Source organism: Hassallia byssoidea VB512170 (assembly GCF_000817785.2).
Taxonomy (GTDB): domain Bacteria; phylum Cyanobacteriota; class Cyanobacteriia; order Cyanobacteriales; family Nostocaceae; genus Hassallia; species Hassallia carrinoi.
Genome location: NZ_JTCM02000027.1, coordinates 1 through 13,508 on the forward strand (window position 1 = coordinate 1; position 13,508 = coordinate 13,508).

General features: G+C 43.5%; 11 protein-coding genes and 1 pseudogene. 6 read left to right on the forward strand and 6 right to left on the reverse strand.

Translation table 11 applies throughout. The features are described 5' to 3' along the window. Nucleotides 1–509 precede the first annotated feature (509 nt). From PI95_RS14115 to PI95_RS14130, 4 genes are all read right to left on the reverse strand, one after another. The gene (locus tag PI95_RS14115; protein WP_039748384.1) at nt 510–2,591 is read right to left on the reverse strand and encodes an NAD(P)H-quinone oxidoreductase subunit 5; all 2,082 of its coding nucleotides are present in this window, start codon (nt 2,589–2,591) and stop codon (nt 510–512) included. Between the two features lie 78 nt (nt 2,592–2,669). Beyond that, a complete protein-coding gene (locus PI95_RS14120) occupies nt 2,670–2,927 on the reverse strand; it encodes a hypothetical protein (protein WP_163518889.1) in 258 nt (85 codons plus the stop codon). After that, a complete protein-coding gene (locus PI95_RS14125) occupies nt 2,912–3,298 on the reverse strand; it encodes a thioredoxin family protein (RefSeq protein WP_039748386.1) in 387 nt (128 codons plus the stop codon). The genes PI95_RS14120 and PI95_RS14125 overlap by 16 nt, the downstream gene beginning before the upstream one ends. Nucleotides 3,299–3,703: 405 nt before the next feature. Then, nucleotides 3,704–4,426: an NnrU family protein gene (locus tag PI95_RS14130; protein ID WP_201280448.1), complete on the reverse strand. Its 723-nt coding sequence runs from the start codon at nt 4,424–4,426 to the stop codon at nt 3,704–3,706. Between the two features lie 218 nt (nt 4,427–4,644). Here PI95_RS14130 and PI95_RS14135 point away from each other — a divergent pair, with 218 nt between their 5' ends. The 5 genes and pseudogenes from PI95_RS14135 to PI95_RS14155 form a co-directional block, all read left to right on the forward strand. Continuing rightward, nucleotides 4,645–5,649 carry a LysR family transcriptional regulator gene (locus PI95_RS14135; RefSeq protein WP_039749000.1) on the forward strand — a complete coding sequence of 335 codons (1,005 nt, stop codon included), beginning with the start codon at nt 4,645–4,647 and terminating at the stop codon, nt 5,647–5,649. Between the two features lie 273 nt (nt 5,650–5,922). Next, the gene (locus tag PI95_RS14140; protein ID WP_039748390.1) at nt 5,923–7,323 is read left to right on the forward strand and encodes a serine/threonine-protein kinase; all 1,401 of its coding nucleotides are present in this window, start codon (nt 5,923–5,925) and stop codon (nt 7,321–7,323) included. A 28-nt stretch (nt 7,324–7,351) separates the two neighbouring features. Next, entirely contained in the window at nt 7,352–8,767 is a 1,416-nt protein-coding gene (locus tag PI95_RS14145; RefSeq protein ID WP_039748392.1) for an ABC transporter substrate-binding protein, read from the forward strand. A gap of 77 nt (nt 8,768–8,844) precedes the next feature. Next, nucleotides 8,845–9,873 carry a PstS family phosphate ABC transporter substrate-binding protein gene (locus tag PI95_RS14150; protein ID WP_039748393.1) on the forward strand — a complete coding sequence of 343 codons (1,029 nt, stop codon included), beginning with the start codon at nt 8,845–8,847 and terminating at the stop codon, nt 9,871–9,873. A gap of 110 nt (nt 9,874–9,983) precedes the next feature. Then, nucleotides 9,984–10,214: pseudogene (locus PI95_RS14155) on the forward strand (phosphate ABC transporter substrate-binding protein); the annotation flags it as partial. 36 nt (nt 10,215–10,250) lie between these two features. Here the strand turns inward: PI95_RS14155 and PI95_RS14160 are convergent. Further along, nucleotides 10,251–11,009 (reverse strand): Crp/Fnr family transcriptional regulator, encoded by a 759-nt coding sequence (locus tag PI95_RS14160; RefSeq protein ID WP_039748397.1) that lies wholly within the window; start codon nt 11,007–11,009, stop codon nt 10,251–10,253. A gap of 260 nt (nt 11,010–11,269) precedes the next feature. On the opposite strand from PI95_RS14160, the gene PI95_RS35945 reads away from it, so the two are divergent. Then, entirely contained in the window at nt 11,270–12,331 is a 1,062-nt protein-coding gene (locus PI95_RS35945) for a DALR anticodon-binding domain-containing protein (protein WP_039748400.1), read from the forward strand. Between the two features lie 187 nt (nt 12,332–12,518). Here PI95_RS35945 and PI95_RS14175 read toward each other — a convergent pair whose 3' ends face one another. Further along, nucleotides 12,519–13,367: a Cof-type HAD-IIB family hydrolase gene (locus PI95_RS14175; RefSeq protein WP_039748402.1), complete on the reverse strand. Its 849-nt coding sequence runs from the start codon at nt 13,365–13,367 to the stop codon at nt 12,519–12,521. Nucleotides 13,368–13,508 lie beyond the last annotated feature (141 nt).

Genomic DNA, 13,508 nt, shown 5'->3' on the forward strand with positions numbered 1-13,508 from the left:
AGACAAATGTGGACAGCCTTCTTCCGAGTGACTGGTTGGGTGTTGAGGATCTTTAATACAAGGCTGTCCACATTTGTCCGGGATTAGCCCAAGGGGAGAAGTTTGGCAGCGCAATACGGGAAAGCCTGTTGCACAAATATTGAGTACTGGTGACATGGAAACGACAGTGCAAACCAGTTCAAGTGAATTGGAAAAGCTTGTGAGTTTTATAATCAGAATCGTAGTGTTTTACTCTTAGCGTTGATATCGATATAATCAAAGTCTCCGGTCTAACATAACCTCTGAGACAGACGAGAATTTGCTACTATCAAGGCAGCTAATTTGAAGATGCTTGTGACCCTGGCAATTGTGGCTGAAACTGATTCTCAGCAAATGAGGATGGTGTGATTCTTATCGGCAAAACCCGCAGGAAACTGTATATTAAATTACTAAACTATCAGCAAAAAAAAAGAGTCTAATTTAGACTCTGAAAAAACTTAGGGGCGGACATTCGTCCGCCCCTATTAAAATCAGGTGACACCAAAGACAATCACTAAGCCCAAAACTGCCCCAAACACAATCAAGGCATAGAATTGAGCGCGACCGTTTTCTAGGTATTTCAGACCTTCACCACTAACTAGGGTGAAAAAGCCTGTGAGGTTAACAGCACCATCGACAACGCGGAAGTCAACTTCCATGACTTGTCTGGCTACGCGACGCAAGCCCAGGACAAAGACACGATGGTAAATGTCATCAAAATACCACTTGTTAAGAGATAGCTCGTAAAGCGGTTTGATTTTTTCGGCGATCGCACTAGCATCAATCTTGCGCCACAGATACATAAAAGATGCCAATGTAATCCCAATCAAAGCGATTCCTACTGAATTTCCCGCCATAATGTAAAATTCCGTCGGGTTGAACTCGGCGGTTTTTTCCATTACTTCGGCGAGGGTTTCGCTGGGAGGAAAGATAAATTCCTCAAAGTAGTTGGCGTAAGGTGTTCCCACCAAACCAATCAACATCGAAGGAATCGCCAGCACCACTAAAGGCAAAGTCATTGTCCACGGCGATTCGTGAGGAGAATCACTATGATGTCCGTGAGAATCATGTGCCTCTAATTCGCCATGTTTCATCGCCCCAGGACCAAAAACAGGGGTTGCTGCCTCTTCTGTCTCTAATTCCAGAACGATTGTGGCTGCTTTCTTCAGTTTTTGCTTAATTTTCTGGTCATTGCCTCTAAAGTTGCCTTCAAATGTCGAGAAATACATTCTAAACATGTAAAAAGCAGTAATGCCGGCAGTTAACCAGCCGACAAACCAAAGAAATGGGCTAGCTTGAAAAGCTTGTCCCAAAATTTCATCTTTTGACCAGAAACCTGCAAAAGGTGGGATACCGGAAATTGCCAAGCAACCGATAAAGAAGGTAATTGCGGTATATGGCATATACTTCCGCAGTCCTCCCATCAAGCGCATATCCTGCGCCAAAACGGGGTCGTGCCCAACGACACCTTCCATCCCATGAATTACCGAACCAGAACCTAAGAACAGCATTGCCTTAAAGTAGGCGTGAGTCATCAGGTGGAAAAGTCCGGCAGAGTAAGCGCCTACTCCCATCGCCATCACCATGTAACCGAGTTGGGAGATGGTAGAGTAAGCTAAACCCTTTTTGATGTCGTTTTGGGTTATGGCAATTGTCGCCCCCAAAAAGGCGGTGAATGCCCCAGTATAGGCGATGACGTTCATTGCCGCTGGGACGTGTTCAAAGACTGGGTACATCCGGGCGATGAGGAAAACACCCGCCGCGACCATTGTTGCTGCGTGGATTAAGGCAGAAATGGGGGTGGGACCTTCCATCGCATCTGGCAGCCACACATGCAACGGGAATTGGGCTGATTTGGCTACCGGACCCAAAAATACTAAAATCGCAAACAGAATGGCGAGGGCATTGCTGATCGAACCTGATTCTACAAGTTGTGCGAGGCGATCGCCCATTACCTGAAAATCAAAGCTTCCTGTCGCCCAAAAAAGCCCTAAAATACCCAACAGCAAACCAAAGTCACCCACGCGGTTGGTAACAAATGCTTTTTGAGCTGCATCTGCTGCTGACTTGCGATCGTACCAAAACCCGACCAGCAAGTAAGAACACATCCCGACTAGTTCCCAGAATATGTAAATCTGTACTAAGTTGGGGCTGACCACCAAACCCAGCATTGAAGAGCCAAACAAGCTGAGATAAGCGTAAAACCTTACATATCCTGGGTCGTGAGCCATGTAGCCATCGGTGTACACCATGACCAAGAAGGCTACCGTTGTCACAATCACCAGCATCAGGGCTGTTAGGTGGTCAATAGTGTAGCCCATGTTCAGGTGAAAATTGCCAGCAGCCGCCCATTCTATAGTGCGGATATAAGGCGCATGTCCTTGAAGTTGACTCCACAGCAAGGCAAACGACAGCCCCATTGCTATCCCCACCAGGGAAATAATAAACGCCGCGTTTAGCTTTCTGGCTGCGTTTGTCACCTGATTCATCGAGATTAACCCTAGACCGACCAGCATCGCCCCTAAAAGAGGTAATACCGGAATCAGCCAGGCATACTGATAGATAACTTCCATCACTGACGCCTACATTTATAATTCTTCACGTTCGCGTTTGACAGTTTTGCCCAAAGGCATCTGTCCAGGTCGCAACTGTTAATAATTGTGACACACACCTTTTAGCATAAAATACCCCACCCGACGGTTGTTAGGTGAGGTAATTAAGCATGGTTTTAGATTTGGGGCAATGGGGAGACAAGGAGAGGGGGGGATGGGGGGATGGGGAGACAAGGGAGACAAGGGAGACAAGGGAGAAAAAAATTTATCTTGTCCTCCTTGTCCTCCTTGTCCTCCTTGTCCTCCTTGTCCCCACGCCCGTCGCCCTTGTCCCCTTGTCTTTATGCCGTCCGACAACCTAAATCGGCTGTTTTTGCGGTGCTGTAGGTTTTAGGGCGATTAGTATAACTAACTTTTATTTCTTCTAACGCTTGGCGTAAATCCTCTCGTCCACGAAAACAGTCTAGACGTTCCCGGACAATCCCATTTTCTATCAACAGTAAAGTTGGCAGTGATTTTAGCCGATAAGTGGTAGAAAGTTTAAAATTTTGATCGGCGTTAACTCCAACCAATTTTATTTCTTCGCCACATTGAGTTTTAAACTGCAACAACAGCGGTTGGATTATACGACATAAGCCGCACCAAGGCGCTTCAAAATTTACTAAAACAGGAATTGGAGATTCTAAAACTTCTTGATTAAATGTCCGCTCACTGACCAACAACACCATGATGCCTCTACAATTACAGGGTTTTTATATCAAACTAGCCATCAGCAGAAAGATTTGGCGCTTCAATACGGTTCTGCAAATAGACTGTTCCAGAGCACAAATAATTATGCGAAAAACAAGCGCGTTTATTTTGCGCTGATAAAAAAGCCAGCGCGAAGCTCTCACGGTGGCTTTTTTAGATTTTCAACTCCTGACTGCCTCTGGGGAGAGATTTTAAACTGTTTTCTCATCTAGTTTTTACTTTGGTAAAAGACTTGCAATTACCAATCTCAAATCTCGCTCATCTCATCGCGTCCCCCACTGACAGATGTTTTAACCAATCCTACAGGGAATTGGCTAGCAATTGAGAAGATGATATCTTCATCTATTTACTTTCAATTGCTGGTTACTGCTATTGGGGTCTACCTAAAATAACCATTGTACCTTACTACTCGCCTGAATCAATAGGGGGTGTGACCACCAAAGTAGACCGATAAAAGCAGCGACTCCCAGGTAAGCGGGGCGGAGAAATTCCTGCCACTTAAGAGATTGACGGCGGTCGAGAACAGCTAGAAAAGGAATAATTGAAGTTCGCTGTTTGACGATTTCAAAGGCTTCGCCGTAACGCGATGCTAAACGGCGATCGCCATGCCAAACTCCAAATAAGTGATGCAGCACTAACCCCACCGAAGTAACAAGAGTAAAGCTGGTACCGAGCCAAAGGGTATGAGCGACACACCAAATTATCTGCCCCACCATCTGCGGATGACGAGTAATCCGAATAATGCCCGTTTCGTAGAGGTGGACGGAGGGCTTTTGAATAGCAGCAATTTCTAGTAGATTGAATGTAGCCGGATACAAAAACAAAAACGAAATCGCTGAAAGCACCCAAACTACTGTTTTTACTCCCGGCACACCTTGGACTTGCCAAAGTTGCCAGCCATCATAACGGTGGTTAATAAAGTAAACGATTAAGATTACAGCTAAAGGCAGGCTGAGTAACGCGAAAAAAACGCGATAGAGCCTAGGTCCAATTTGTTTTTCGGCAAACGGACGCAAGGCAGCTCCTCCACTGTGGGCGATCGCAAAAACTAGTTGTAACCCCAACATGACAAAATGACTGTTGGTTAACCAATTGCTCAACATCATATACACAGGTGAAGTAATTTAAAGAAAACGCCCATTAAGTACAACCAATACCACAAAGTATTCAAAAGGGGACTTTCGTCAAGATGTTGTGCTACTGTCTTTTTCGATTAAAGCTCAAAGTTTAAGATGCAATAAATTGCATTCGCCGTTTTTTGGTAAAATGCTACTTTTTTGTTGCAACTGCTGCTCATGCTCATGCGTTTTGTGGGTTTAGCCTTATGTCTGACCTTCCTTTCACTTTAGATCAATTGCGTATTCTCAAAGCGATCGCCGTCGAAGGAAGCTTTAAGCGTGCCGCTGATAGCCTCTACGTCTCTCAGCCCGCTGTGAGTTTACAAGTTCAAAACCTAGAACGGCAACTAGATGTACCTTTATTCGACCGTGGAGGACGTCGCGCACAATTAACCGAGGCGGGGCACTTACTTCTGAGTTACGGTGAAAAAATTCTCACCCTATGTCAAGAAACTTGCCGCGCTATTGAAGATTTACAAAATCTCCAAGGCGGAACTTTAATTGTTGGTGCTTCTCAAACTACTGGCACTTATCTGTTGCCGAGAATGATTGGCATGTTCCGACAAAAATATTCAGATGTGGCGGTGCAATTGCATGTCCACTCTACCCGTCGGACTGCCTGGAGTGTCGCTAACGGACAGGTAGATTTGGCAATCATCGGCGGCGAGATTCCGGGCGAACTGGCAGAATCTTTGGAAATTATTCCTTACGCCGAGGATGAGCTAGCGCTGATTTTACCTGTTTTGCATCCTTTTGCCAAACTAGAAACGATTCAAAAAGAAGACCTATATAAATTACAATTCATTGCTCTCGATTCTCAATCTACTATTCGCAAGGTAATCGACCAAGTGCTAGCACGCTGCGATATTGATGCAAGGCGTTTTAAATTTGAAATGGAACTCAATTCCATAGAAGCAATTAAAAATGCCGTGCAATCTGGCTTGGGGGCTGCCTTTGTTTCTACTAGCGCGATCGCTAAAGAATTACAAATGGGTGTCCTACACCGCGCTCCAATTGAAGGCGTTGTTGTCAAGCGTACACTGTGGTTAATTTTTAATCCCAATCGGTACAGATCCAAGGCGGCTGAAGCCTTTAGCCGAGAAATTTTGCCTCAGTTCGCTACCCCTGGATGGAATCAAGATGTGTTAAAATCATCACCAAAAAACATCGTCGTAACTACATTAGATATAGCGATGCCAAGCTCTGATTAAAGCTAAGATTTTGTCAATAGTCACTCATTCAAGGGTCAAAAGTCAAAAGTCAAGGGTCAAAAGTCAAAACTAGAACACTGATGTAGATGCGTATCTTGAAGGAAAATTCGCTTCGGGCAAAACCGTGTACAAAAATAGTGGCGCAACTGTTAGGTGGATGATTTCCACCGCTTTTTCCCGTGTCCTTTTAAAGGTAAATATTCGCTCTTTTAATATCTTTGGACTATTGACTTTGGACTATTGACTTTGGACAAAGGACAACAAACCAAAAAAATGGAAGTTTACTGCACTCGTCCACGCTGCCCTCGCCCACAAAATTATTTTACGGATTTAGACGATAACACAACTTTGAAAACAGTACAGCAAAAATACTGCACTACTTGTGGAATGCCGCTGTTACTGGATGGACGATATGTACCGCTGAAGTTGCTGGGTAGAGGAGGGTTTGGAGCCGCTTTTTTGGCACGCGATCGCCGAATTCCCGGAATGCGTCAATGTGTAGTTAAGCAATTCCAACCCGCAGGAAATTTAACTTCTATTCAACTGCAACTAGCACAACAGTTGTTTGAACGAGAAGCAGATGTTTTAGCGCAAATAGGCAACCAAAGCGAGCAAATTCCTGACTTATTTGCTTATTTTGAAATAACAGTTAAAAGCTGGCAATCAGAACAGCAAGAGCAATTTTTTTATCTGGTACAAGAATATATTGATGGACAAAATTTAGAGGAAGAATTAGCTCAAAGAAATCAATTCACTGAAGAAGAAGCCTTAGAAGTGCTGCGAGAAATTCTCAAAGTGCTAAAGTTTGTCCATAATGAAGGCATTATTCACAGAGACATTAAACCCTCTAATATTATGCGCGATCGCCACGGCAAATTATACTTGCTGGATTTTGGCGCAGTTAAGCAAGTAACTAATGCCCCAACTGGGTTTGGTGGTTCTACCGGAATATATTCTATGGGATTTGCACCTCCCGAACAAATGTCTGGAGGTCAAGTATATCCCTCTACAGATTTATATGCTTTAGCTGTAACAATTCTCACCTTACTGACAAAGAAGGAAGCAAATCAGCTATTTGATGGTTATAGCAACCAGTGGAAATGGCGATCGCTTGTATCTATCAATTCAGGCTTGGCTGATATTTTAGATAAAATGCTATTGCCAGCCGCAAATCAACGCTTTCAGTCGGCACAAGAGGTTCTTTCAGCGTTAGATTCACTTTCTATACCCCCAACACAACTGCGTCCCTCAAAAGCAACTGTACCAAAGTTATCGTCACAAACACAACCACCACAAGCACCTATTGTTCCCCCACCAGCTAAACCAGTATTTTCGACAATTGAGTTATTGAGTGGTGCAGCGTTTAGTGGATTTGAGGGTGCATTGATAGCGATCGCTCTTTTAAGTCTACTCAAATCGCCAGAAATTACTCTAGCTGTTTCCTGTGTAATTTTAGGGATACTGATTTTTGCCCAAACACGGCGATGGATTGAAAAGCTTGATTTGTTAATTATTGCTGTAATTACTTTTGTACCTATCTATTTTATCCCCATTTTACATGCTTCTCTAAGCTCTAAGGAAGTGCTAATTTTCGCAGTTGCAGCTGGGTTAATAGCCATTGCAGTTACAGCAATATTTCGTCTGATATATAAATTATTATCTTTGATATTTTAAATACAGTTAACTACTTTAAAAAAATATTATGTCCCAAAAGAACGAAACTACTGTTCTTGTTTTGGCTCTGTTAATTACATTGGGAGTTGTCGGAGGTGGTTTGTGGTTATTTAAAGACAATATTATATCACAAAATCAACCTAATCCTAATTCGCAGTCAAATAAAAATCAAGAATCAATTAAAGACCGAATTAGTTTTGGGGAAAAAACTTTAATAGCTCTTGAAGTAACCCCAGCGAAAAAAGAAGGTGTAGAAGCGATCGCACGGGGAAGTTATGAAAAAGCGATCGCTCCTTTGACAGCAGCTTTAAAACTAAACCCTAACGACCCAGAGGCGTTGATATTTCTTAATAATGCCCGAATTGGCTCGGCAAAAAACTACACAATTGCAACATCTTTGCCTATTGGTAACGATCCAAATACCTCTTTAGAAATTTTACGCGGTATCGCTCAGGCTCAAAATGAAATAAATGCCTCTGGAGGTATTAAGGGAGTTTTTTTGAAGGTAGGGATAGCCAACGACGATGACAATCCGGAAATATCCAAGCAAATCGCTACAACCTTAGTTAAAAATCCCGAAGTATTAGGTGTAATTGGTCCTAATACCAGCGATGCAACTTTAGCCGCAGGCACTGTTTATACTTCCGGGAAACTTGTAGCCATCACTCCCACGAGTACTTCTGTTAAGATTTCTAACTTGAGTCCTTACGTTTTTCGTACAGTTCCCAGTGATTTCATTGCTGCGAGAAGTTTAGCCAACTACATGGTAAACAAGTTGCAGAAAAGAAATGCAGCGGTTTTTTTCAATTCCCAAAGTAACTACAGCCAATCGCTCAAATCTGAGTTTGTCTCATCTGTGTCTTTGAATGGTGGACAAGTATCGAATGAATTTGACTTATCCCAAGCAAATTTTAGTGCGGCTAGAAGTGTAGAACAAGCCATTAAGCAAGGTGCAGAAGTTTTGATGTTAGCTTCTAACGCTAATACTCTCGACAAAGCATTGCAAGTAGTTCAAGTTAACGATAAACGGTTAGCTTTGCTGGGGGGAGATGATGTTTACATGTTGAAAACTTTAGAACTTGGGCGTGAAAAAGCTGTAGGAATGGTGGTAGCAGTTCCTTGGCATATTGATGGCAATCTTTCTTCAGACTTTCCTCAAAAGTCTCGCCAATTGTGGGGTGCTGATGTGAGTTGGCGAACTGCTTTATCATATGACGCGACAAAAGCATTGATTGCCGCCATAGAACTTAATCCAAACCGCGAGGGGGTACAGCAAGCACTTACCTCGTCTAACTTTTCTGCAACCGGTGCTTCGGGTGCGATTCGGTTTTTAGCATCAGGCGATCGCAATGCACCAGTTCAACTTGTGAAAATCGCTCCCGGTACTCGTTCTCGTACTGGGTATGACTTTGTGCCAATACCACAATCTGCAATAAAAAATTAAAAATTAACCAATCGTTAACCTATAACCATCAGCAAAATGTCACATTGCGTTTATGGACAAAAATTAAAACAAATATTATGTCCCAAAAACATCAAGCTAATGAAACAACAGTTTTAGTTTTAGCTTTAACGATCACACTCGGATTGGTGGGGTGTGTGCTTTGGTGGTTGGCTAACAACTTTCCCAATAATTCATCGTTGCAAGTCGTACAGTCAAATCGTGAAAGTAATACTTTTGCCCAAGTGCCAAACGTTCCCTCTGGATTATTTAGCTATGGGGGTAGCACTACTTGGGCATCTATCCGAAGAGAAGTTGAACCACTGATTCAAACTGCCCAACCGCAATTTCGGTTACGCTACACAGATCCCACCACAGGTGCCCCTGGTACTACTTCTGGGATCAAGATGTTGTTGAGTAACCAATTGGCTTTCTCTGAATCCTCTCGTTCAATTAAACAAGAGGAATACCAGCAGGCACAACATCTGAATATTACCTTAAAAGAAATTCCGGTGGCGATTGATGCCATTGCGATCGCAGTTAATCCCAATCTTAATATCCCTGGTTTAACCCTCGCCCAGCTAAAAGACATTTACACAGGCAAAATTACTAACTGGAAACAGGTAGGGGGTCCAGAATTAGCAATTATACCGTACTCTCGGCATCTCGAAGACGGAGGCACTATCCAATTCTTTGAGGAAAATGTCTTAGAGAAAGAAAAGTTTGCAGCAAATGTGCAGTTTATCCCCAGGACAACTCAAGCTTTACAAGAAGTGGCGAAAAATCCAGGTGGCATTTACTATGCCTCTGCCCCGGAAATAGTCGGACAATGTACTGTTAAACCCTTGCCAGTTGGTCATCAATCAGATCGTGTCATTCCACCTTACAAAGAGCCTTTCGTTTCCCTAAAACAATGTCCGCAACAGCGTAACCAAATAAATGCAGCTGCCTTTCAAAGTGGTGAATACCCCATCACCAGACGGTTATTTGTGATTGTTAAGCAAAATGGTCAAAGCGACCAGCAAGCTGGAGAAGCCTACGTCAACTTGCTCCAGACGGCTCAAGGTAAAGAATTAATCACAAAAGCTGGATTTGTCACGATTCGCTGATACAGCAATGCAACGCAGTGGCGATCGCGCTTTGTGGTAGTGGTATAAAATCTTTAATTGACGGTCAACTGACATTTGCCCAGTCTTCTCGACCAGTTGAAGCTCAAGAGTTAGCTTTCTACCAAGAACCATTTGTAACCGCGTCATTATGTCCTAATAAACGGAACAAGCTGAACATTGAGGCTTTCCAGTCAGGAAGTTACCCGATTACTGGCAATCTGTTTGTGGTAGTCAAACAAAATGGTCAAATCAAGCAGCAAGCAGGTGTTGCTTACGCCAACTTGCTGCTGACCGAGCAGGGACAGGAACTGATTACCCAGGCTGGGTTTGTCAAAATTCGCTCTCCCCCAGCTGGTAGTAGGCGCTCTTGGTGCGCTTTAGCCGACTCTATTAATAGACTCTGCTGGCAAGCAAATGAGATTATCCCCTTGGGTGAGGATTAAACCGCGCTGACGCAACTTACCCATCAAGCGGGTGACGGTGACACGAGTCGAACCGATCGCGCTGCCAATTTGGGCATGGGTGAGGGGGAACGGCAGACAATAGCCGCGAATTACATCGGGGTCTGTTTCGCTCATTGACGGCTCACCATATTCCTCAATCAATAATGTGAGGAATCCTAAAAGTCGATCAATTGTGCGTCGTTGTCCCAAGGCACTCAGCCACAGCAGCTTGCGCTGGTGCTGATACCTAAAGGCATCCATAACTTCGCGGCGGAAATGGGGCCAGTTGTCTAGGTCGTGCCAGTACATCCAAAGCACGGCAGTTTGGTCAACATGGGCGTAGGACTGGAGTGTAAATGGTGATTGGGCAACAATTTCAAATGGCTGTCCTGCCCCGACAAAACCCAAGAAAGCTTCTTCAGGGGTTCTGTTGATTCGTCGAGACGTTAGCTGACTTGCAGTCGCGCTAACCTGGGCGGTGCCTACCATGCGGATCGCACCCCTTTGCACCAAATATAGCAATCCAGGTCTAGCTGGAATGCGCTCATCTTTGCTAAAGGTACGGCAGCGATAGTGTTCTTGAGCCCAATCAATAATTCGTTGCCAAGTCAGAAAAGGGCGTGATGCCTCAGAAAAGGAGGATGGAGATTGCATAGGTAACAAAGAGCGTTCGGCTGAAGACAAAGACGTCATAAAAAGGTGCAAGGAGTGTCTTTGCGTTGGTGATGTAGGCTTAACGCCTAACAGCGCCAGCCATCTTTAAGGATAGAAAGCAATTTGCTCTCTACACTTTTGTTATAACTTTACTGTACTATGATGGTAGTAAAGTTTACTTACTATTAATCAAATTTTGCACAATTCTCATTTTTCTCTATCTAAATTAAAGTTCTGTCTAAAGATAGATGACATTATAGCAATAATCTGAAGGGTTAAGGGTTAAATGGTAGTCATCTGTGCATAAAAAGCTACAAGTAAGTAATAATACAGCAATTAAACAGTTAATTTACAGTCATCTGCTATCAGCATTGAGTATTTATACTAATACAGACAGCATACTTAGTAGAGAGAATCATAAAATTCCTCTATATAAAAGTAGAGATATTAATAGAATTTTATATATATCCGGGGTGGCTTTACAGCTGTCAAAATCTCAGAATCGTAACGCAATTGAGATTGCTTGTGCGATCGCCTCTCATTTATCAGCGAATTGTGGCGACGAATTTATCATCGAAATTGTTCCCCCAGGTTACATTCATTTCGTCTTAACCGATCCTATTTTAGCTGCTTGGTTGCAGCGGCTGGTTGAGGGGAGGTGGGGAGAGGGGGAGAGGGGGAGAGGGGGAGATGGTGAGTCCAGCGCCGTGCGCGGGTTCCCCGCGTTGAGGAGCCAGTGCGTTGCGGGGGTTCCCAAGGCAGCTTTTGGGGGGAAGCTTCCCCCCAAAACGTGCCGCCCCGTTGTAGCACCTGGCGTGCGACTGGCGAACCCGGAGGGGGAGAGGGGGGGACAAGGAGAGGGGGGGATGGGGGAAAGGGGGGGACAAGGAGAAACCTTAATCGAAAATTCTTCACATTTATTTGCAGTTCAATACGCTCATGCTCGCTGCTGCTCGCTGATGCGGCTGGCTGAACAAGAGGGGTTGATTCAACTTAATGAACCAAATACTAGTTCAGGTATGTTCTGTGTAATTTCTCCTTCTTCGATAGCTTGGCTCAACTGCGATCGCAAACTTCGCTCTTGTCATTCTGCTTCTTTTCGGCTAATTTCTCAGTTAGTACAAGTGGTAGATGATTTAGAATGTCCCGATCAAGCTGGTTCGGTTAACTGGGAAAAAGCAGCGATCAATTTGAGCCAAGCTTTTGAAGTTTTCTGGTGCAACTGTAGAATTTGGGGTGAGGTGAAAATTACCTCACCAGAGCTTTCTCAAGCCAGATTAGGATTAGTTATAGCTACTCAGTCTGTATTAAGGTTTTTGTTAGAAGAAAAATTAGCCATCTTTGCTTTAGTTGAATTATGAGTATAAAGACAAAATTAAAAAGTTTTGTAACAGATATTGACTATTAGAATATCTCAGGCTATATTATCTGGTGTGTGAGGAGCGAACCAGCAAGGGCACCGAGACGAAACACGGCCAGTCGTCGGTGTCCTTTCTGATTTTTTGGTTAGTTATTCGTTACTAATAATTAATAACGAATAACTAACGTTTACAGCAAAAACTTTTCAATTGCTGTGGCAGCTCCATCTTGTTCGACGCTAGGAGCTACCCAAGTCGCGATCGCTTGAACTTCTGCTGGTGCATTGCCCATCGCTACACCAATACCAGCGTACTCTAGCATTTCCAAATCATTGAAGTTATCGCCAATAGTCATGACGTTAGTTCTTTGTAATCCGAGCATTTCTTCAGCTAGGTAACGTACAGCAGTTCCTTTATTGACTAAAGGATTAGTCGCTTCAAAAAAAGTCGCCACAGATGTAGTGAGATACAATTCAGCGGGGGTGTAAAGCGATCGCAAATTCCCCAGCAAATCTTTGATAATATCTATGTCATCGCACAAAGCTAAAATCTTTGTCGGTTCATTGCTTAAAGAAGAACGCAAGTCACCCACAACTATCGGGACAATACCAGAACGTTCGGCATAAATTTCAGTTTCTCTTGTTAATTCGCGCACATACAATTCATCGTTGATGTAGAAGTGAACAGATAAAAGCGATCGCAGTTCTGGTTGTTCAAAATAATCTAGTAGTTTTTCTGCCATTTCTCTAGAAACAGTTAAATGGCGATGAATTTTTTGCGTAATTGGATCTTGAATCCAGGCTCCTTGATAAGCTAATAATGGCAGGGTAGAGTTAAGTTGTTGGTGGAAACGCAAGGCAGAACGATACATTCTACCAGTAGCGATCGCTACTTTGATTTTCTTTGCTTTGACAGCTGCGATCGCTTGAAGAACTTTTGAGGTGAGGTTGTTAGATTCGCCGGCGATCGTACCATCAATATCTACAACTAGTAGTTTAATGTCTGTTGCCGCTGAGTTAGTGGCAGATGCTTTATGCATAAATTTCCTAAGTTTTGAAGTCACAGTTAGAGATTAGCAGGAGACTTGATAATTATTAACAAACGTCGCGAATCCTCAGATGAGGCAAACTCGTTTCCAAATGAGAATTGGTGTGTAAATATTTTGACGTTGGTTTGAAAT

Bases quoted from the DNA above. Each gene is read 5' to 3' on its own strand.
- PI95_RS14115 (WP_039748384.1), bottom strand. From the start codon at position 2,591: ATGGAAGTTATCTATCAGTATGCCTGGCTGATTCCGGTATTACCTCTT.
- PI95_RS14125 (WP_039748386.1), bottom strand. From the start codon at position 3,298: ATGGTGTTGTTGGTCAGTGAGCGGACATTTAATCAAGAAGTTTTAGAA.
- PI95_RS14130 (WP_201280448.1), bottom strand. From the start codon at position 4,426: ATGATGTTGAGCAATTGGTTAACCAACAGTCATTTTGTCATGTTGGGG.
- PI95_RS14135 (WP_039749000.1), top strand. From the start codon at position 4,645: ATGTCTGACCTTCCTTTCACTTTAGATCAATTGCGTATTCTCAAAGCG.
- PI95_RS14140 (WP_039748390.1), top strand. From the start codon at position 5,923: ATGGAAGTTTACTGCACTCGTCCACGCTGCCCTCGCCCACAAAATTAT.
- PI95_RS14145 (WP_039748392.1), top strand. From the start codon at position 7,352: ATGTCCCAAAAGAACGAAACTACTGTTCTTGTTTTGGCTCTGTTAATT.
- PI95_RS14150 (WP_039748393.1), top strand. From the start codon at position 8,845: ATGTCCCAAAAACATCAAGCTAATGAAACAACAGTTTTAGTTTTAGCT.
- PI95_RS14160 (WP_039748397.1), bottom strand. From the start codon at position 11,009: ATGACGTCTTTGTCTTCAGCCGAACGCTCTTTGTTACCTATGCAATCT.
- PI95_RS14175 (WP_039748402.1), bottom strand. From the start codon at position 13,367: ATGCATAAAGCATCTGCCACTAACTCAGCGGCAACAGACATTAAACTA.